Source organism: Streptomyces sp. NPDC005808, assembly GCF_042871385.1.
Lineage (GTDB): Bacteria > Actinomycetota > Actinomycetes > Streptomycetales > Streptomycetaceae > Streptomyces.
This window is the reverse complement of the sequence record NZ_JBIAIK010000018.1, coordinates 1-19,467: the sequence shown is the minus strand read 5'-3', so window position 1 is coordinate 19,467 and position 19,467 is coordinate 1. Positions and strand designations below refer to the sequence as shown.

The following is a 19,467-nucleotide window of genomic DNA, read 5'->3' as shown; positions in this document are numbered from 1 at the left end:
CTGCTCGGACACTCGCTGCCGAGCCCGGCCGACACACGGCACCATCCCCGTCCGTATCCCGGAACACGAGAGCTCGACAGTTCGTTTCGCAACGACAATCGCACCGACCTATTGACGTTTCGTAGCGACGCATCACCAACGTTCCCTTGACCGCAAAGAGCGACCGCCCCGCTGGGGGCGAGGTAGCCGTTCGACTGGAGTTGCACGTGGCCGGGCGCATCGAGGACTACGCACTTATCGGAGACATGCAGACAGCCGCGCTGGTCTGCCGGGACGGCACGGTCGACTGGCTGTGCCTGCCCCGCTTCGACTCCCACGCCGTCTTCGCAGGACTGCTCGGCACGGAGGAACACGGATTCTGGCGGCTCGGCCCGGCGCACGCGGCCGACGCCAAACCGCCGATGGCGGCGCGCCGCACCTACCGCGGCGACTCGCTGATCCTGGAATCCGAGTGGGACACCCCACGCGGCACGGTCCGAGTGACCGATTTCATGCCCCCGCGCGATGGCGCGCCGCAGCTGATCCGGATCGTGGAGGGCGTCACGGGCCGGGTCCCGATGCGCTCCGCGCTGCGGATGCGTTTCAGCTACGGCCGTGTCGTGCCCTGGGTGCACAAGCACGAGGGGCGGACGGTGGCCGTCGCCGGTCCCGACTCCGTGTGGTTCGACACCGCCTGCGAGACCTACGGCAAGGCGCTGACCACGTACGCCGACTTCACGGTGGCGCCCGGTGACCGGATCGCGTTCACCATCTCCTGGGAGCCCTCGCACAAGGCGCCGCCTGCGCTGCCCGAGCCGGAGCAGTCGCTCGACGCCACCGAGGAGTTCTGGCGCGACTGGGTCGACCAGTGCACGTACCACGGCCCTTACCGCGAGGCCGTCGTCCGCTCCCTGATCACGCTCAAGGCCCTGACGTACGCGCCCACCGGCGGCATCGTCGCCGCGCCCACGACCTCGCTCCCGGAGGAGATCGGCGGCGTACGCAACTGGGACTACCGCTACACCTGGCTTCGTGACGCGGCCATCACGCTGTCCTCGCTACTGCGCACCGGCTATCGCGAGGAGGCCCGCGCCTGGCGCGAGTGGCTGCTGCGCGCAGTCGCCGGCGACCCCGAGAACCTGCAGATCATGTACGGCATCGCGGGCGAACGGGAGTTGGGCGAGGCGGAGCTCGACTGGCTTCCCGGGTACGAGAATTCGGGGCCCGTCCGCGTCGGCAACGGCGCCGCTCATCAGCTCCAGCTCGACGTGTACGGCGAGGTCACCGAAGCCCTGCACCTCGCCCATATGACGGGCCTGTCCCGCAACGACTACGCCTCGCTCCTCCAGCTCAAGCTGATCCGCTACCTGGAAGACCACTGGGACCAGCCGGACGAGGGCATCTGGGAAGTCCGCGGCCCGCGCCGCCACTTCGTGCACTCCAAGGTGATGGCCTGGGTCGCCGTCGACCGCACCATCAAGCTCATCGAGTCCGGCGACGCGGACGGCCCGCTGGAGAAGTGGCGCGACCTGCGCGACGACATCCACCGGGACGTGTGCGAGAAGGGCTACGACAAGGAGCGCAACACGTTCACGCAGTCGTACGGCTCCAAGGAGCTCGACGCCTCGCTCCTCCTCATCCCGCAGATGGGCTTCCTGCCGCCGGACGACAAGCGGGTGATCGGCACCATCGAGGCCATCCAGCGCGAGCTGTCGACCTCGGACGGTTTCATCCTGCGCTACCCGACCAGCGGCGAGAACGCGGGTGTGGACGGCCTGGAGGGCGACGAAGGTGCCTTCCTCGCCTGCTCGTTCTGGATGGCGGACGACCTCGCGATGATCGGGCGGGTCGACGAGGCCCGCAAGCTCTTCGAGAAGCTGCTCGCCCTCCGCAACGACCTGGGCCTGCTCGCCGAGGAGTGGGACCCCAGGCTCAAGCGCCAGGTGGGGAACTTTCCGCAGGCGTTCAGTCACGTCCCGCTGATCGACACAGCGCTCAGGCTGACCGCTTCGGGAGCGTACGGCGGCTGAACGATCAACTCTCCTGAACGCGCTGGATGCGCCGTGCCCGCCTAGGCTGAAAGGCAGTCCCTTCCCCTGCTGAAAGGGGCGGCTGCCATGGCTCCCCTCGCCAAGGCGGGCGCGGCTCTCGCCGCGCTCCGCGCAGATCTGGCCGGTGACGTGTTCACCCCTGACGACCCGGGTTACGACGAGGCCCGGTCGCTCCACAACGGAATGATCGACCGGCGCCCGGCGGTGATCGCGCAGTGCACGAACGAAGCCGATGTCGTCCGTTCCGTGCGGTTCGGGCGGGATCTCGACCTGGCGATCGCGGTGCGCGGCGGCGGCCACAGCGTGGCCGGCATGGCCCTGAACGACGGAGGTCTGGTCGTCGACCTGCGCCCGATGCACGACGTGACGGTCCATCCCGGTTCGCAGTCGGTACGGGTCCAGGGCGGCGCCCTCATGAGCCATCTCGACCGTGCCACCCAGCCGTACGGTCTCGCGACCACCGGCGGCCGGGTCTCGACGACCGGCGTCGGCGGCTTTGTGCTGGGCGGTGGCAGCGGCTGGCTGGACCGGCGGTTCGGCCTGGCGATCGACAATCTGCTCGGCGTCGAGCTGGTCACGGCGGACGGCAGGAGCGTCCGGGCCACCGCCGAGGAGAACCCCGAGCTGTTCTGGGCGCTGCACGGCGGCGGCGGGAACTTCGGTGTCGCCACCGCTCTGACCCTGCGGCTGCACGAGCTGCCCGAGTTCTCCGTCGCCCTGCTGTTCTACCTGCCGGAGAGCGGCCCCGAGGTGGTCCGCCTCTATCGCGAGATCATCTCGACGGGGCCGCCCGAGGCGAGCGGCGGCGTCATCTACCTGACCGGCCCGCCCGAGGAGTTCCTCCCCGAGCACCTGGTCGGCAGTCGGCTGTGTGCCGTCCTCCTGACATACGCGGGCGGCGAGGAGGGTCTGCGCAAACTCGCCGGGCCGCTCCTCGCCCTGCCGCACGAGGCCGAGATCGTCACCGCGCTCCCGTACGCCGACTTCCAGTGCATGCTCGACGACCCGCCCGGCATGCGGAACCACTGGTCCGCCGAGTACCTGACCGGCCTGACCGACGAACTCGTGGACGTCTTCTGCGCCCTCGGGAACACCATGCCCGTGCCCACGGGCACCCAGCACGTCCTGTTCCCGCAGGGCGGCGCGATCGCCACGGGACCCTCCGAGTTCCCGGTGCCCTACCGGGACGCCCCCTGGGCCGTGCACCCCTTCGGTGTCTGGGAGGACCCGGCCGACGACGAGAACTGCATCCGCTGGGTCAAGAGCGTCCGCGCCGAGGTCCAGCCCTGGAGCACGGGGGCGGTGTACCTCAACTTCATCGGCGACGAGGGCGACGACCGGGTGATGGCCGGCCTGGGCCCCGAGAACGCCCGCCGCCTGGCCGCCGTGAAGGCGCAGTACGACCCCGACAACGTCTTCCGCTTCAACCACAACATCGCTCCGGTGCCCGGCTGAGCGCGCCGGTCGCTCCGCTCGCGCGACGTGGCCGGAGATGTTCCGGGCCGGGCCCGCGGGTAGCGTCCGGGAACATGAACAGCCGTTACGACACCCAGGGCGCCGGAATCACCGTGCAGCGGGCGCTGGAGCTGCCCGGGCTGCGCGGCGGGCTCCCGGAGATCCTCGCGGGGGCCGACCGGCTGCAGCGCACCGTGCGCTGGGTGCACGCGGGCGAGGTCCCGAACATCGCCTCGCTCCTCAAGGGCGGCGAACTGCTCCTGACCACGGGGTACGGCCTCGGCACCCGCCCCGCCGAACAACGCGCCTTCGTCCGCACGCTGGCCGAGCGCGGCATCGCGGCCCTCGTGGTGGAGCTCGGCCCGCGCTTCACCCGGCTGCCCGCGGCCCTCGTGGAGACGGCCCGGTCCACCGGCCTACCGCTTGTCCAACTGCACCGCGAGGTGGCCTTCGTGGCCGTCACGGAGGAGATCCACACCGAGATCGTCAACGGCCACTACGCCCTGCTCCAGCAGGCGGAGGAGGTGCACCGACGATGTACCGAGGCACTGCTCGGCGGGGGCGGCGTACCCCAGGTGCTCGGGATTCTCGCGGACTTCAGCGGCAATCCGGTGTTCCTGGAGACGGCGGAGGGACAGCTCCTGTACGCCGCCGGGTCCGGGGCCGGCAACGCGGGCGCCGATCCGCTCCAGGTGTGGGAGGGCATGCGCGGCCAGCACAAGGAGGAACCGCCCGCCGGAACGACACTCGTGGACGTGCCCGGGGGCGGCCCCGGCACCGGCTCGGTGCGGGCCCGGCTGGTCATGCTGCCCGTCAGCGCCCCCGTCGCCCCGGTGCACCGGCTCGCGGCGGAGCGGGCCGCCGGGATCCTGGCCGTTGTGCTGATGCAGGCCCGCCAGGAGGAGGAGCTCGCGGCGCGCGGACGCGGCGACTTCCTCACCGACCTCGCCGAGGGCCGTATCGAGGCGGAGGACGCGCCGGCGCAGGCCCGGGTGCTCGGCTTCAAGCCCGGCAACAGCCCGCTCCTGCCGGTCGTGATGCGGCTCACCGACGGCCTCTCCCCCGGCGGCGGCTGGGCGGTCCTGGCCCGCGCGGTCGCCGAGGAGCTCGCCTCGGTCGGGGTGCCCGTCCTGCTCGGCGTACGACCTGTCGAGGGCCGCGTTCCGCTTCTGCTGGGCCTGCGCTCGGAATCCGAACGCCCGGCCGTCGCGGACCGGGTCGCGACGGCGCTCCGGGCCGGCGTGGAGCGCGCGGGCGTGCAGCGGCCCGGCGCGCAACCGCCGGTGGTGGTCGTCGGCGTGGCGGGCGGCTGGGCGGCGGCCTCAGCGGGGCTGCGGCACGCGGCGGAGACGGCGACGGCCGCGCAGGGCCTGATCGACCGCCCCTGGTACGACGCCCGCCGTCTGGACATCGACCTGCTCCTGTGGCGCCTGCGCGACCACCCGGACCTGGCGGCCTTCGTGGACCGCGCCATCGGCCCCCTCCGCGAGCACGACAACCGCTCCAGGCCGCCGCTTCTCCCCACCCTGGAGACGTACCTCGCCCACGCGGGCCGCAAGGCGGAGACGGCCCGCGAACTGCACCTCAACCGCCAGACGCTCTACAACCGCCTGGCCCGGATCGGGGAGTTGCTGGGCACCGACCTGGACGACCCGCAGACGGTACTCGCGTTGAGTCTGGCGCTGCGGGCGCGGAGGCATGTGTCCTGACCGGGCACACTCCTCAGCCGAGAGGCCTTGGCTGGGTCAACTCGTCGTAGACGCTGAGCACCTGGGCGACCGTCTCGTCCTCGGTCGGCCAGGTCGCCGCCTGCAGGACGCCCTTCTCCTTGAGGAGCTCCCGGCGGTCGGGATCCCGAAGAAGGCGTACGACGGCTTCGGCGAACGCCTCCGCGTCCCCGTACGGGACGAGTTCGGCCGCGTCGCCGACCAGATCGGGGATGCCGCCGACAGCGGTCGCGATGAGCGGCACGCGCGCGTGGAGGGCCTCCTGCGCGAGCACGGACCGGGATTCCCAACTGCTCGGCAGCAACGCGAGATCGGCCGCCGTGAGGAGCTCCGTGATGTCGTCGCGCAGCCCGACCAGGCGGACGGGCAGGCCTTCGTCCTCGATACGGCGCTGAAGCACTGTCCGGAGCGGCCCTTCCCCCGCGATCACGAGGAGCGGCAGCGGATCGAGGTCGCGCCACGCGCGGGCGGCGTCCAGCAGGATGTCGTACCCGCGGTGCCGGTCGAGGGAGCCGACGGCCATGAGCAACGGGCGGTCGGTGGCGCCGAGTTCGGCCCGCGCCTTGTGCCGCAGCCGGTCGGGGTCCCCGTCCTCGACGGTGCCACGCGGCACCGGGGACGCGACGGCGGCCAGCCGCGCGTCGCGAGCTCCTCTGCTGCGGGCGCGGTCCACCAGGTCGGACGACGTGCCGAGAACGACAGCGGCGGCCCTGGCGACCCGCCGCTCCAGCATGCGCAGCAGATGCGCCCGCGCCCCCTCGGCATGCGGACGCGTGTGCCAGGTGACGACGAGCGGGACACGCCGCCCGCTCAGCGCCAACACGGCTCTCAGGGCGGCGTGCAGGCCGTGCGCGTGCACCAGATCGGCGTCCGCGCAGGCCGTCCGCAGCGCTGCCACAGAGGCGGGGTCGTTGCTGCGCGGCACGGGAACATGCCGCGCGCCCACACCAGTGAACCCGTAGGCGTGATCGGCATCGGCGGGGGCGCACACGGTCACCCGCACGCCCCGGGCAACGAGACCCGAGGCCAGCGACCGCACATGCGCACCGCTGCGCGCGCTCCCACCGCCGAGCACCTGCACGGTGCGCAGCGGCGACTGGCCGTGCGGTGAGTGGCTGCTCACGTGGCCGGGGCTCCTGGTTCGGCGTCGGACGGTCACGAGGAAACGTACAGAAAAATCCTGCGGAGAAACGTACAGAGGGGGTGTACCGCACGTCGCGCTCCGCACCCGACACCAAGGATGCCAGGCCGCGGGAGCGTTCCGACACCGCCGCCGGAACCGGATCACGACGGCCTGGCCAACTCGAGGACTTGAGTCACTCACATGAGTGAGGCCCGCGGCGCGGCCCGGATGCGGGAAGAACCGCGGAGCGGTCAAAAGGGCGGGCGGGAAACCGCCGCGGAGCGGCGGAGATCGGAGCAGCGGAGATCGGAGCAGCGGAGCGGTCCGTAGCCACGCCGCGGAGCGGGGCTAGGCAACCGCGGAGCGGGGCACGGGTACGGGGAGCGGCGGAGAGACACCCCGCCCGCCGGTGGCTACCCGTCCGCTCGGGCCGTCGCCAGCAGCTCCTCCGCGTGCGCTCGGGCCGTCTCCGAGTGTTCCTGCCCGGCAAGCATGCGGGACAGCTCGCGGATGCGGTCCTCGCCCTCCAGGATCTTGACCCCGGACCGGGTCACGGACCCGTCGTTGGTCTTCTCGACGAGCAACTGCCGGTCGGCGAACGCGGCGACCTGCGGAAGATGCGTGACGACCACGACCTGCGCGGTCTTCGCGAGGCGGGCGAGCCGCCGCCCGATCTCGACCGCCGCCTTGCCACCGACACCCGCGTCGACCTCGTCGAACAGATACGTCGGCACCGGGTCCGTACCCGCGAAGACGACCTCCACCGCGAGCATCACGCGCGAGAGCTCACCGCCGGAGGCGCCCTTGGCGATGGGCCGGGGCGGCGCGCCGGGGTGCGGGGCGAGCAGCAGCTCGACCTCGTCGACGCCCGCGGGTCCGTACGCGACCCTGCGGCCGCCGAGTTCGACGCCCTCCGGGTCGTCGGTCTGCCGGATCTCGAACGACACGCGCGCGTGCGGCATGGCGAGCGAGGCCAGCTCGGCGGTCACGGCGGCGGCGAACCGCTCGGCGGCCTCCGTACGGGCCTCCGTCAGGCCCTGGGCCAGTCCGCCCAGTTCGGCGCGCAACGCGTCCCGCTCGGCGGTCAGCTCGTCGATCCGCTCGTCGTCGCCGTCGAGTTCGAGGAGGCGCGCGGCGCCCTGCTCGGCCCAGGCGAGGACGGCGTTGATGTCCTCGCCGTACTTCCGGGTGAGCTGGGTGAGTGCGGCGCGGCGCTCCTCGACCGCCGCGAGCCGCAGCGGATCGGCGTCGAGATCGTCGGCGTACCCGGCCAGCTCCCCGGCCACATCCCGCAGCAGGATGTTGATCTCCCCGATCCGCCCGGACAGCGCACCGAGCGAGGAGTCGTGCGAGCGTACGGCCTCAAGGGCCCGGTGCGCCCCCGCGACGAGTGTCGCCGCATCGATGCCCTCCGGGTCCTCGGGATTGCCCGCGAGCGCCGCGTGCGCGACCGTGGCGGCCGACGCGAGCGCCTCCGCGTGGCCGAGCCGTTCGGCCTCGGCGGCCAGCTCGACGTCCTCGCCCTCCCGCGGCTCGACCCCGGCGATCTCGTCGAGTCCGAAGCGCAGCAGGTCGGCTTCCTGGGCCCGCTCCCGCGCGCGCGTGGTGATCTCGTCCAGCTCGGCCGAGATCGCGCGCAGTCGACGGTAGGCGCCCGCGTACTTGGCGAGCGGCACGGCGACCGCGTCCCCCGCGTACCGGTCGAGCGCCTGCCGCTGCCGGGACAGTTTGAGCAGCCCCTGCTGGTCGGTCTGTCCGTGCACGGCGACGAGCTCGTCGGCGAGTTCGGCGAGCACCCCCACGGGCACGGAACGCCCGCCCAGGTGAGCCCGCGAGCGCCCCTCGGCGGAAACGGTACGGCTGATCAGCAGCGCCCCGTCGTCGAGTTCGGCGCCGGCCTCCTCGGCCCGCAGGACCGCGGTCCCGCCCGGGGGCACGGTGATCCGCCCCTCCACGACCGCGTTCTTGGCGCCGATCCGTACGAGGGCCGGGTCGGCGCGCCCACCCAACAGCAGCCCGAGGCTGGTGACCACCATCGTCTTGCCCGCACCGGTCTCACCGGTGACAGCGGTGAAGCCTGGCGACAGCTCGACCACCGCGTCGTCGATGACTCCGAGCGACCGTATCCGCATCTCCTCCAACACGCCCCCGACCTTACGAGGTCAGGGACCGGATGTGCGACGGCCCCCACCCCCCTGGTGCGAAGGCGCAGGTGACAAGGACCCACAAAGGGCCCGTTGTCACCCGCCGGAGTGGGCCACCGTACGAACTCCGCATGCAGAGGGTGCCCGCAGCCGTACGACTAGTGCGGCGCCCCACGCCACCCGGAGACCGGCAACGCGAACTTCGCCACCAGCCGGTCCGTGAACGACGCGTGATGCAGCCGGGCGAGCCGTACCGGCACGGCCCCCCGCCGGACCTCCACCCGCGCCCCCGGCGGCAAGTCCACCGACCGGCGCCCGTCGCACCACAGCACCCCCGGCGGAATGTGTGGCAGCACCTCGATCGCGAGCACCGAATCCGGCGAGGTCACCAGCGGCTTCGCGAACAGCGCGTGCGCACTGATCGGCACCATCAGCAGCGCCTCGACCTCCGGCCACACCACGGGCCCGCCCGCGGAGAACGCGTACGCCGTGGAACCGGTCGGCGTGGCGCACACAATCCCGTCGCAGCCGAAGCCGGTCACGGGCCGCCCGTCGATCTCCAGCACGACTTCAAGGAGCTTCTCGGCTGACACCTTCTGCACGGCGGCCTCGTTCAGCGCCCAGTCGGTGTGCACGATGTCGCCGTTCTGGTGCACGACGACATCGACGGTCATCCGCTCCTCGACCTCGTACGCCTTGGTCACCACCCGGTCGACGACCTTGTCGAGGTCGTCCCGCTCGGCCTCCGCGAGGAAGCCGACGCGGCCGAGGTTGACGCCGAGCATCGGAACGCCGGATGCCCGGGCGAACTCGGCGCCGCGCAGCAGGGTCCCGTCACCGCCCAGCACGATCAGCAGCTCGCACCCGTCGAGGCACTGCGGTGTGGCCTCCTTCACCAGCTCCACGGCCGACGGCAGCGGCAGGTCGGCGGCCTCCGCCTCAAGGACACGTACGCCGATCCCAGAACGTAGTAGCCCCTGGACGACGAGTTCGGCGCTGCGGATCGCAGCGGGCCGCCCGGTGTGGGCGAGCAGGAAAACAGTACGAGCTCGGGTCTGTGTCAACGCGGCCCCTCCGCCACTGCACGGTCAACGTCGGCCGGGTCGAGTTCGGGTGCCCCGGCACGCAGCCACAGAAAGTACTCGACATTGCCCGAAGGGCCGGGCAACGGACTGGCCGTGACCCCCTGCACTCCGAGCCCCAGCCCCCAGGCACGCGCGGCCACACCGCGTACTGCCTCGGCCCTCAGTTCCGGGCTGCGCACGACACCGCCGCTGCCCAGCCGTTCCTTCCCCACTTCGAACTGTGGTTTGACCATCATCACCAGATCGGCGTCGGGTGCCGTGCACCGCGCGAGGGCGGGCAGCACCAGGCCGAGCGGGATGAAGGACAGATCCCCGACAACAAGATCCACGGGCTCCCCATCGATCGCGTCCAACGTCAACTCGCGTACGTTCGTACGGTCCTTGACGGTGACGCGTTCATCGCTCTGCAGAGACCAAGCAAGTTGACCGTAGCCGACGTCGACGGCGAGCACATGGGCGGCTCCCGCGCGCAGCAGTACGTCGGTGAAGCCGCCGGTGGAGGCTCCGGCGTCCAGCGCCCGCCGGCCCTCGATCCTGAGCCCCTGCGGGACGAAGGCTTCCAGCGCGCCGGCGAGCTTGTGTCCGCCGCGCGAGACGTAGTCGGGGTCGCTGTCGTCCTGGGTCACCACGATCGCGGCCGCCGTCTCCACCTGGGTGGCGGGCTTGACCGCGAGGGTCTTGCCGACGGTGACCCTTCCCGCGGCGATCAGCTGTCCGGCGTGCTCACGCGAGCGGGCCAGCTTCCGGCGGACCAGCTCGGCATCCAGGCGGCGGCGTGCCACTCCTGCCACGTTCGGTTCAGCTCCTGCGGTCGTACGGCGTCGGGGGCGCCGGAGGTCCCGGGCGGGCGTCGAGCGCGGTGAGCGCGTCGCGCAGCCCCCGGTGTACATCCTCGTACACCTGGACGTGTCCGTCGGCGGCGAGGTGGTCGGCGTCGGCCAGCCGGTCGAGCTGCGCATCGATGTCCGCGTTGCCGGTGGGGGTGCGGGGCACGTTCAACGGGGCGGGGGCGGCAGGGTCGAACACCGGGCCGGCATCGGCCGGAACCTCCGGCTCCGGGACCTCGCCCTGCGGAGACGGGGTCTGGGGCACTGAGTCGCTCATGCCCCGACGCTACCCCGAAGCGCTGCGGTACCGTCGATCACGATGGCGACGATTGAGGAGTGCCGCAGCGCGCTCGAGAGACTTGCGGACAACATGGCGGGCGCCGACGGGGACGTACGCGAGGCGGCAGCCCTGGATCGCTCGCTGAGCTGCCGAATCACCGATCTGGACGTCACCTTCGTCGGCCGCCTCGAGGACGGCAGGATCAGGGTGCTGGACACCCTGCCGGGGCCTCCGCGCGAGAAGGCCCAGATCAGGCTCACCATGTCCGGCGCCGATCTGGTCGCCATGGTCGACGGAGAACTGCACTTCGCCAAGGCATGGGGTTCGGGCCGGGTGAAGCTGGAAGCGAGCGTCCTCGATCTGTTCCGTCTCAGGAAGCTTCTGTAGCGGCCACCCGCGCGCGTGCCTTGCGCGCCGCCGGCACCACCAGCGGTGTCCCCGTCTCCGGGTCCTCGATGACCTGGCAGCGCAGTCCGAAGACCTCCTCGACCAAGGCGGCCGTGACGATGTCACCGGGCGCGCCCTCGGCGATGACCGAGCCCTCGCGCAGGGCGATGAGGTGGGTGGCGTACCGGGCGGCGTGGTTGAGGTCGTGGAGTACGGCGACCAGGGTGCGGCCCTGTTCCTCGTGGAGTTCGGCGCACAGGTCGAGGACGTCGATCTGGTGCTGGATGTCGAGGTAGGTCGTGGGCTCGTCGAGGAGCAGCAGTGGTGTCTGCTGGGCGAGCGCCATCGCGATCCACACGCGCTGTCGCTGGCCGCCCGACAGTTCATCGACATAGCGATCGGCGAGTTCGGCGACGCCGGTCGAGGCCATCGACTCCTGGACGACCCGCTCGTCCTCCGTGGACCACTGGCGCAGCAGCCCCTGGTGCGGGTAGCGGCCCCGGCCGACCAGGTCGCCGACGGTGATCCCGTCCGGCGCGATCGAGGACTGCGGCAGCAGGCCGAGCGTCCTGGCGACCTTCTTCGCGGGCATGGATTGGATGACCTGCCCGTCGAGCAGTACCCGCCCCTGGGAGGGCTTGAGCATCCGTGAGAGGGCGCGCAGCAGTGTCGACTTGCCGCAGGCGTTCGGGCCGACGATCACGGTGAAGGAGTTGTCGGGTATCTCCACCGACAGCTTCTCCGTGATGACGCGCTGGTCGTAGGCGAGGGTGACGTTCTCGGCGGACAGGCGGTTCACGGTGCTGGTGCTCCTCTTGATCTTTTCGTTGGCTGCGGCGCCCAATTCCGACTGAGCCGTCCTCCGCTCGGCGCCCATTCCCGACTGGCCCGCCCTCCGCTCGGCGCCCGATTCGGGCCGACCCGCCTTCTGCCGCTCGGCGGCGCCCATTTCCGGCCGATCCGCCTCCTGCTCGGCGCCCAATCCCGACTGAGCCGTCCTCCGCTCCGTACTCATATCCGGCCCGCCTTCCGCTCGGTGACCAGCAGCCACAGCAGATAGACACCGCCGAGGACTCCGGTCACCACGCCCACGGGCAGTTGGTCGGCCCCGAAGGCCCGCTGCGAGGCCCAGTCCGCGACGATCAGCAGGGTCGCGCCCATGCACATGGAGGGCACCAGGTTCGGGCCCGGCGAGCGGGTCAGCCGCCGGGCGAGCTGCGGCGAGGTGAGCGCCACGAAACCGACCGGGCCCGCCGCTGCGGTGGCGCCGGCGGTGAGCAGTACGGCGGCCAGCATCAGCAGCAGCCGCGTCCGCTCGACCCGCACTCCGAGCGCGTACGAGACGTCGTCGCCCATCTCCATCATGCGCAGCCCGCGCGCGTTGCCGAGGACCAGGGGCACGAGGACGGCGCACATGATGAGCAGCGGCCATACCTGGGTCCAGTCACGGCCGTTGAGCGAGCCGGTCATCCAGACCACGGCACGGGCCGCGTCGACGATGTCGGCCTTGGTGATCAGATAGCCGTTGATCGCGGTGACGATCGCGGAGACACCGATACCGACCAGAACCAGTCGATAACCGTGCACACCTCGCTTCCACGCGAGCAGATAGATGGCGATCCCGGTCACGAGTCCGCCGGCGAGCGCCCCGAGGGCGACCTGGTTCGCGCTCCCGGAGAACAGCACGATCATGATGAGCGCGCCGGCCGTGGCGCCCTGCGCGAGGCCGAGCACGTCCGGACTGCCCAGCGGATTACGGGAGACGGACTGGAAGATCGCCCCGCCGAGACCGAGCGAGGCCCCTACCAGCAGACCGACGATGACCCGCGGCAGCCGCAGGTCGTCGACGATGTACTCCTGGATCGTGGTCCCGTCGCCGAACACCGTCTTGAGGACGTCCGGAGCCGAGATCGGGAAGTCGCCCGTACCGATCAGCACAACGCTCGCGGTGAGCGCGGCGGCCAGCAGCAGGACGACGACGGCGAACGCCCTGACGTCGAACCGGACCGACAGCCCGCCGCCCGTCCGGACGGCTCGGGTGCCGGAGACGCGGAGGCCCGGGGGGCGGGGCGTTGCCGGCTCACGTGTGGCCGAATCGCGTGTGGCCGGTTTGCGTGTGGTCGTCACAGCTGCGCCGTCCTCCGCCGTCGTACGAGATAGATGAAGACCGGGCCGCCGAGCACCGCGGTGACGATACCGACCTGCAGTTCCGCGGGCCGCACGATCATCCGGCCGATGACATCGGCGCCGAGCAGCAGCACGGGTGACAGCACGGTCGCGTACGGCAGGATCCAGCGCAGGTCGGGTCCGGTGAAGGAGCGGACGACGTGCGGGACCATCAGGCCGACGAACACGATCGGCCCGCAGGCGGCGGTCGCGGCGCCGCACAATACTGTCGCGGCGGCCATGGACAACGCGCGGGTGCGGTTCAGGTTGGCGCCGAGCGCGCGGGCGGTGTCGTCACCCATGGTCACGGCGTTCAGCGGGCGGGCGAGGGCGAGCGCGAGGACCGTGCCGACCGCCAGGAACGGCAGCACCTGCTTGATGGTGGAGTCGGTGGCCGAGGCCAGCGAACCGACCGTCCAGAAACGCATCTTGCCGAGCGCGGCGTCGTCCATGATCATCACAGCTTGCAGATAGCCGTAGAGCGCGGCGGTGATCGCCGTACCCGCGAGCGCGAGCCGCACCGGAGTCGCCCCCCGGCTGCCGCCGAGAAACCAGACAAGGGCGCCCACCGCGGCAGCCCCGAAGAAGGCGAACCAGATGTAGCCGTTCGGACTGGTGACGCCGAAGAAGGTGATGGCGGTGACGACCGCGGCGGACGCACCCGCGTTGATCCCGAGCAGTCCGGGGTCGGCCAGCGGATTACGCGTGAGCGCCTGGAGAACAGCCCCCGCCAGCCCCAACGCGGCGCCCACCAGCAGCCCGAGGACGGTACGCGAGAGCCGGTCACCGACCACGACATCCGCGTACGTCCCCGAGTCGTGGAACAGACCGTGCCAGACCTGATCCAGCGGCAGCGCTTTCGCACCGATCGCGATACTCGCCAGCGCGACGAGCACCAGCACGCCCAGGGACGCGAGAAGCCCAAAGGTACGTATCGCCCGACGGGCTGGGGGCGCGGGGGCGGTCGCCGCGCGCTCTTCGGGAGGACTGTCAACCAACACTCGGTTAGGTTAGCCTACCCTCCCATGCGGCTCGATCCCGTGTCACGGCAGATGAGCCCTGCGCCGTGTGCGCTGCCCTGTGCCCCCTGTGCCTGCGCGCTGCTCTGTGCCTCGCTTCTACGCTCTGCGCCCTACCTGTTCTGTGCCCTGCCTGCTGTTCTGCGCCCTACCTGTTCTGGGCCCTGCCTGCTCTGTGCCACCTGGGTCCTGTGGCCTGCGCGGTTGACCCCCGCACCGCGGGCTTGCTGCTCTCAGAGCCCCAGCCGCGCCAGCGCCTTCCCCCCGTCCAGCTCGCAGGTCCCCTCCCCGGCCGCCGACCACGCCGACGCACACAGCGCCCGCAGGCCGTCGAGTACCTCGCCGTCACCTTCCAGCTCCAGCCGCTCGCTCCCAGCCGTAGCCGTCCAGCCACCGCAGCGGAAGCCCCCGTCCGCCTCGCTGACCTCCGGCTGGCCGGTGAGCAGCCCGCGCAGATCGGCATCGACATACGTCGGCCGGTGCTGCGGCGGGGCGGCGAGAAGCTGCGCGCCGTCCGTGACGCCGGTCAGCACGAGCAGCGAGTCCACTTCCCCGTTGAACGCGCCCTCGATGTCGGTGTCCAGCCGGTCACCGACGACCAGCGGCCGCTTGGCCCCGGTCCGCAGAATCGTCTCCCGGTGCATCGGAGGCAGCGGCTTGCCCGCCACCTGGGGCTCGGCGCCCGTGGCTATGCGTACGACCTCCACCGCCGCGCCGTTCCCCGGGGCGATCCCACGTGCGCTGGGGATCGTCAGATCGGTGTTGGACGCGAACCACGGCACCCCACGCGCGATGGCGTAGGACGCCTCCGCGAAGCGACCCCAGGGCAGATCCGGTCCGCCGAACCCCTGGACGACCGCCGCCGGATCGTCGTCCGCCGACTCGACCGGTTCCAGCCCGCGCTCACGCAGCGCGACCCGCAGCCCCTCGCCGCCGATGACCAGAACGCGCGCGCCGACGGGCACCTGCTCACTGATGAGCCGGGCCGCGGCCTGCGCCGAGGTGATGACGTCGGAGGCCCCGGTCGGTATCCCCAGCTCCGTGAGGTGCTCGGCCACCGCGTCCGGCGTACGCAGCGCGTTGTTCGTGACGTACGCGAGACGCATCCCGCCCGAGTGGGCTGTGCCGAGGGACTCAACGGCGTGCGCGATCGCGTTCCCGCCCGCGTACACCACTCCGTCCAAGTCGAGCAGAGCCGTGTCGTACGCCTCACTCAGGGCCTGCGCACTGCCCTCGGGCCGCGTCCTGACGGTCTGGCTCATTCCGCATCGCTCCTCATTCGATCCCTTTGCCCCGATCATCGCGCATGCCACTGACACACTTACGATGCCTCAATGAACTATGCAGGTCCCACGCACGTACCCGCACGCATGGGCCTTGATCTGAACCCCTTCCGGGGCCTGCGCTACGACCCCGACCGGGTCGGCAGTCTGGCCGCCGTGACCTCGCCGCCGTACGACGTCGTCGTACGGCCGGACGGTCTGCTCCATCTGGAGTCCGCCGATCCGCACAACATCGTCCGGCTGATCCTCCCGCAGGACACCACCCCCACCGCACGCAACGAGCAGGCGGCCGAAACCCTGCACCGCTGGCTGTCCGAGGGCGTCCTCACCACCGACACCGAGCCAGGCCTGTACGTCTACGAACAGCGCGACGGCGGCATGCTGCAACGCGGCATCATCGGCGCCCTGCGCCTGTCGGAGCCGTCGGACGGTGTCGTCCTCCCCCACGAGGACGTGATGCCGCATGTCATCGCGGACCGCGCAGCCCTGATGCGTGCCACATCCGCCAATCTCGAGCCCCTGCTGCTGACCTATCGCGGCAACGGTTCCCTGGTGGGCACCGCCGCCGTCATCGAACGCACCACCCAGCAGCCACCGCTCCTGTCCACCACCACAGAGGACGGCTTCACCCACCGCCTGTGGGCGATCACCGGCCCCGCCGACCTGGCCGAGATCCAGACAGACCTCGGCCACCACCAAGCCCTCATCGCCGACGGCCACCACCGCTGGGCGACGTATCTGCGTCTACGCGCGGAGCACCCTTCCCCGAGCCCCTGGGACTACGGCCTGGTCCTGCTGGTCGACACCACGCGCTACCCGCTCCGCGTCCGGGCGATCCACCGCCTCCTGCACCGCCTGCCGGTCACCGAAGCGCTGGCCGCCCTCTCGGACTCCTTCCGCGTACGCCATCTCGACGTCCCCCTCCCCGAGGCCATGGAAGCCCTGGCCACAGCGGCCGCGAACGGAAACGCCTTTCTTCTTGCCGGCGACGGCGCCTTCCACCTCGTCGACCGTCCCTCCCCGGATCTCCTCGCCCGCACGGTCCCGGGTGACCACCCCGAGGCCTGGCGCACTCTGGACGCGACGGTCCTGCACGCCACCCTCCTCGAACACGTCTGGGGCATCCCGGAGGACTCGCCCGAGCACATCGCGTACATCCACGACACGGCGGCCACGGTCGCCAAGGCCGAGCGTGACAACGGCACGGCCGTCCTGATGCATCCCGTCCGCGAGGAGGTCGTACGCGACCTGGCCCGCCAGGGCGTCACGATGCCCCGCAAGTCGACGTCGTTCGGTCCGAAACCGGCTTCCGGCCTGGTACTGCGGGCACTCGCGGGCTAGCAGACACGGACGGGCGGAACCCCTTCCGGAGTCCCACCCGTCCGCTGCTACTTCGCTTGTTCTACGTCTCCTGCATGGCGTCAGCCTTGGGGCGCGCCCTTGGAGTCGTCCTCGTCGTTCTCGTCGTCCTCGTCGTCCTCGTCGGGCGTCTGTTCGCTATCCAGAAGGTCGACTTCGTCCTCGGGCTCAGGCACTGTGTCGACCTCGATCTCGTCGGGCAGCTGCACTTTCACCACGCCGTCTGTCCCTGTGTCCACGTCCGTCTCGTCCTCATCCTCGACGAGCGCGTCGAGGAACTCGACGCCGTCCAGCTCGGCGAGCCGGTCGGAGGCGTCCGTGCTGCCGTCCTTGTCGGACTCGATGGCCTTCGCGAACCACTCGCGTGCCTCCGCTTCCCGACCGGCGGAGAGCAGCGCGTCCGCGTAGGCGTAACGCAGTCGTGCGGTCCAGGGCTGCACGGAGTTCGAGGCGAGCTCAGGGCTCTGGAGGGTCACGATGGCGGCATCGATCTGCCCGATGTCCCGCCGCGCACCGGCGGCCACGAGGCGCATCTCGACCTGCCCGGCCTTGTCCAGCTTCTGGACCTCAGGCGCCCCGGCCATGTCCAGTGCCTTCTCGGGCCGGCCAAGACCACGCTCGCAGTCCGCCATGACGGGCCAGAGGTCCACGCCGCCGGTCATACGCCGAGCGGCCCGGAATTCAGCCAGCGCCTCGCTGTACTTCTGGCTCGCGTACGCGGCGAACCCAGCCGCCTCCCGTACGGCGGCGACACGCGACGCCAGACGCAGGGCGATCTTCGAGTAGGCGTACGCCCCCTCGGGGTCCTCGTCGATGAGCCGGGCGACCATCACGAGGTTCTTGGCGACATCCTCGGCAAGCCCCTTCGGGAGGCTCATCAATTCCTGCCGTACGTCCTTGTCGATCTCGTCACCAGTGACGTCCTCGGGAATCGGCAGCCGCTTGATCGGCTCACGGTCCCGGTCACGGTCGTCACGGAAGCTTCCACCACCGCGGCGGTCGTCGCCACGCCGGTCGTCACGGCCTCCGAAGCCACCGGGGCGACCGCCCCGGTCGTCACGACGCGGGCCGGCTCCCCTGTCGTCGCGCCCACGGAATCCGCCGCCTCGGTTGTCGTCACGGCGCGGGCCACTGCTGGGCCGCTCGTCACGCCGGAAGGCCGGACGGTCGTCCCTGCGGTCGTCACGACGGGCACCACCGCGGTCGTCGTCACGGCGCGGGCCACTGCTGGGGCGCTCGTCACGGCGGAACCCGCCGCCACGGTTGTCGTCACGACGATTGTCATCGCGACGGAAGCTGCTGCCGCCACGGTCACCGCCGCTGTCACGCCGATCGTCCCGACGGAAACCGCTGCCCCCACGGTCGTCATCGCGACGCGGACCACTTGCAGGACGGTCGTCACGGCGGGGCCCGCCGACGGGACGGTCATCACGGCGGAACCCGCCGCCACGGTTGTCGTCACGACGATTGTCATCGCGACGGAAGCTGCTGCCGCCACGGTTGTCACGGTTGTCATCACGGCGCGGACCACTGCTGGGACGCTCATCACGACGGAACGCCGGACGATCCCCCTCGCGACGGAATCCACCGCCTCGGTTGTCGTCCCTGCGGTCGTCACGACGGGCACCGCCACGGTCGTCGTCACGGCGCGGGCCACTGCTGGGGCGCTCGTCACGGCGGAACCCGCCGCCACGGTTGTCGTCACGACGATTGTCATCGCGACGGAAGCTGCTGCCGCCACGGTCACCGCCGCTGTCACGCCGATCGTCCCGACGGAAACCGCTGCCCCCACGGTCGTCATCGCGACGCGGACCACTTGCAGGACGGTCGTCACGGCGGGGCCCGCCGGCAGGACGGTCGTCACGGCGGAACCCGCCGCCACGGTTGTCGTCACGACGATTGTCATCGCGACGGAAGCTGCTGCCGCCACGGTTGTCATCGCGACGCGGACCACTTGCAGGACGGTCGTCACGGCGGAACGCCGGACGATCCCCCTCGCGACCGCCACCGCCACCACTTCCACGGTCATCGCGGCGCGGACCACTACTGGGACGCTCATCACGACGGAACGGCGGGCGACCACCGCGGTCGCCCTCGCGCCTGTCGTCACGGCCGCGGAAGCCGCCGCCGCGGTTGTCATCACGACGATTGTCGTCACTGCGCGGGGCGCTGGGACGGTCGTCCCGACGGAAACCGCCGCGGTCACCGCCGCCCCTGTCGTCGCGCCGGCCCTGACTGCCGCCGCGGTCGCTGTCACGGCGTTCATTGTCGCGGCGCGGGCCCCCGCGGTAGCCGCCGCGGTCACCACTGTCCCGGCCTCGCTGGTCGCGCTCCGGTCGCTCATCGGGAGAGTTGGTGGACATGGTGACTCCTGTCTTCGGTACCGCAAGTCATTCTCGCGCAGCCAGGTACCCGGCGCGCTTCGGAAAAACAAAAAAAGGACCTTTGGTCCCAGCGAGTCGCTGGGACCAAAGGTCCTCAAGATTTGTTCGGCGGCGTCCTACTCTCCCACAGGGTCCCCCCTGCAGTACCATCGGCGCTGTAAGGCTTAGCTTCCGGGTTCGGAATGTAACCGGGCGTTT

15 protein-coding genes, 1 rRNA gene and 1 pseudogene are annotated in these 19,467 nt (G+C 71.1%); 5 read left to right on the top strand and 12 right to left on the bottom strand.

The features are described from left to right. The first annotated feature begins 206 nt into the window (after window positions 1-206). From ACFYPC_RS31400 to ACFYPC_RS31390, 3 genes are all read left to right on the top strand, one after another. Window positions 207-2,009, top strand: coding sequence for a glycoside hydrolase family 15 protein (locus tag ACFYPC_RS31400; RefSeq protein WP_391889743.1), 1,803 nt, complete (start codon window positions 207-209; stop codon window positions 2,007-2,009). Window positions 2,010-2,096: 87 nt separating this feature from the next. Further along, window positions 2,097-3,485 (top strand): FAD-binding oxidoreductase, encoded by a 1,389-nt coding sequence (locus ACFYPC_RS31395; protein WP_391889495.1) that lies wholly within the window; start codon window positions 2,097-2,099, stop codon window positions 3,483-3,485. Between the two features lie 74 nt (window positions 3,486-3,559). Continuing rightward, window positions 3,560-5,194, top strand: a complete 1,635-nt coding sequence (locus tag ACFYPC_RS31390) for a PucR family transcriptional regulator (RefSeq protein ID WP_391889493.1) — start codon at window positions 3,560-3,562, stop codon at window positions 5,192-5,194. Window positions 5,195-5,207: 13 nt separating this feature from the next. On the opposite strand, the gene ACFYPC_RS31385 is transcribed toward ACFYPC_RS31390, so the two are convergent. From ACFYPC_RS31385 to ACFYPC_RS31365, 5 genes are all read right to left on the bottom strand, one after another. Further along, on the bottom strand, window positions 5,208-6,335 hold the full coding sequence (locus ACFYPC_RS31385; protein ID WP_391889491.1) for a glycosyltransferase family 4 protein: 1,128 nt from the start codon (window positions 6,333-6,335) through the stop codon (window positions 5,208-5,210). 413 nt (window positions 6,336-6,748) lie between these two features. Continuing rightward, the gene (gene recN / locus ACFYPC_RS31380) at window positions 6,749-8,479 is read right to left on the bottom strand and encodes a DNA repair protein RecN (RefSeq protein WP_391889488.1); all 1,731 of its coding nucleotides are present in this window, start codon (window positions 8,477-8,479) and stop codon (window positions 6,749-6,751) included. Between the two features lie 158 nt (window positions 8,480-8,637). Continuing rightward, on the bottom strand, window positions 8,638-9,543 hold the full coding sequence (locus ACFYPC_RS31375) for an NAD kinase (RefSeq protein WP_391889485.1): 906 nt from the start codon (window positions 9,541-9,543) through the stop codon (window positions 8,638-8,640). Further along, window positions 9,540-10,355 (bottom strand): TlyA family RNA methyltransferase, encoded by an 816-nt coding sequence (locus tag ACFYPC_RS31370; protein WP_391889482.1) that lies wholly within the window; start codon window positions 10,353-10,355, stop codon window positions 9,540-9,542. Before ACFYPC_RS31370 ends, ACFYPC_RS31375 begins: the two co-directional genes overlap by 4 nt. A gap of 7 nt (window positions 10,356-10,362) precedes the next feature. Beyond that, on the bottom strand, window positions 10,363-10,668 hold the full coding sequence (locus ACFYPC_RS31365) for a hypothetical protein (RefSeq protein WP_391889480.1): 306 nt from the start codon (window positions 10,666-10,668) through the stop codon (window positions 10,363-10,365). A gap of 42 nt (window positions 10,669-10,710) precedes the next feature. Between ACFYPC_RS31365 and ACFYPC_RS31360 the strand changes: the two genes are divergently transcribed. Continuing rightward, window positions 10,711-11,058: an SCP2 sterol-binding domain-containing protein gene (locus ACFYPC_RS31360; protein WP_391889477.1), complete on the top strand. Its 348-nt coding sequence runs from the start codon at window positions 10,711-10,713 to the stop codon at window positions 11,056-11,058. On the opposite strand, the gene ACFYPC_RS31355 is transcribed toward ACFYPC_RS31360, so the two are convergent. The 4 genes from ACFYPC_RS31355 to ACFYPC_RS31340 form a co-directional block, all read right to left on the bottom strand. Further along, window positions 11,042-11,935 (bottom strand): ABC transporter ATP-binding protein, encoded by an 894-nt coding sequence (locus ACFYPC_RS31355; protein ID WP_391889741.1) that lies wholly within the window; start codon window positions 11,933-11,935, stop codon window positions 11,042-11,044. The genes ACFYPC_RS31360 and ACFYPC_RS31355 overlap by 17 nt on opposite strands. A 134-nt stretch (window positions 11,936-12,069) precedes the next feature. Beyond that, the gene (locus ACFYPC_RS31350) at window positions 12,070-13,185 is read right to left on the bottom strand and encodes a FecCD family ABC transporter permease (RefSeq protein WP_391889475.1); all 1,116 of its coding nucleotides are present in this window, start codon (window positions 13,183-13,185) and stop codon (window positions 12,070-12,072) included. Then, window positions 13,182-14,225, bottom strand: coding sequence for a FecCD family ABC transporter permease (locus ACFYPC_RS31345; RefSeq protein ID WP_391889472.1), 1,044 nt, complete (start codon window positions 14,223-14,225; stop codon window positions 13,182-13,184). The genes ACFYPC_RS31350 and ACFYPC_RS31345 overlap by 4 nt, the downstream gene beginning before the upstream one ends. Before the next feature lie 251 nt (window positions 14,226-14,476). Beyond that, a complete protein-coding gene (locus ACFYPC_RS31340; protein ID WP_391889469.1) occupies window positions 14,477-15,505 on the bottom strand; it encodes an HAD hydrolase-like protein in 1,029 nt (342 codons plus the stop codon). 72 nt (window positions 15,506-15,577) lie between these two features. On the opposite strand from ACFYPC_RS31340, the gene ACFYPC_RS31335 reads away from it, so the two are divergent. Next, complete coding sequence (locus tag ACFYPC_RS31335) at window positions 15,578-16,867, top strand: DUF1015 domain-containing protein (protein WP_391889467.1); 1,290 nt, start codon at window positions 15,578-15,580, stop codon at window positions 16,865-16,867. A gap of 80 nt (window positions 16,868-16,947) precedes the next feature. Here the strand turns inward: ACFYPC_RS31335 and ACFYPC_RS31330 are convergent, their stop codons facing one another. The 3 genes and pseudogenes from ACFYPC_RS31330 to rrf form a co-directional block, all read right to left on the bottom strand. Beyond that, complete coding sequence (locus ACFYPC_RS31330) at window positions 16,948-17,763, bottom strand: hypothetical protein (protein WP_391889739.1); 816 nt, start codon at window positions 17,761-17,763, stop codon at window positions 16,948-16,950. A 267-nt stretch (window positions 17,764-18,030) separates the two neighbouring features. Further along, a pseudogene (locus ACFYPC_RS31325) lies at window positions 18,031-19,248 on the bottom strand (hypothetical protein); the annotation flags it as partial. A 124-nt stretch (window positions 19,249-19,372) separates the two neighbouring features. Then, window positions 19,373-19,467: ribosomal RNA gene (rrf, locus tag ACFYPC_RS31320) — 5S ribosomal RNA — on the bottom strand; the annotation flags it as partial.

Excerpts from the sequence above, each read along its gene's own strand:
- ACFYPC_RS31335 (WP_391889467.1), top strand. The coding sequence starts at position 15,578 with ATGAACTATGCAGGTCCCACGCACGTACCCGCACGCATGGGCCTTGAT.
- ACFYPC_RS31365 (WP_391889480.1), bottom strand. The coding sequence starts at position 10,668 with ATGAGCGACTCAGTGCCCCAGACCCCGTCTCCGCAGGGCGAGGTCCCG.
- ACFYPC_RS31340 (WP_391889469.1), bottom strand. The coding sequence starts at position 15,505 with ATGAGCCAGACCGTCAGGACGCGGCCCGAGGGCAGTGCGCAGGCCCTG.
- ACFYPC_RS31360 (WP_391889477.1), top strand. The coding sequence starts at position 10,711 with ATGGCGACGATTGAGGAGTGCCGCAGCGCGCTCGAGAGACTTGCGGAC.
- ACFYPC_RS31395 (WP_391889495.1), top strand. The coding sequence starts at position 2,097 with ATGGCTCCCCTCGCCAAGGCGGGCGCGGCTCTCGCCGCGCTCCGCGCA.
- ACFYPC_RS31355 (WP_391889741.1), bottom strand. The coding sequence starts at position 11,935 with ATGGGCGCCGAGCGGAGGACGGCTCAGTCGGAATTGGGCGCCGCAGCC.
- ACFYPC_RS31390 (WP_391889493.1), top strand. The coding sequence starts at position 3,560 with ATGAACAGCCGTTACGACACCCAGGGCGCCGGAATCACCGTGCAGCGG.
- ACFYPC_RS31330 (WP_391889739.1), bottom strand. The coding sequence starts at position 17,763 with ATGAGCCTCCCGAAGGGGCTTGCCGAGGATGTCGCCAAGAACCTCGTG.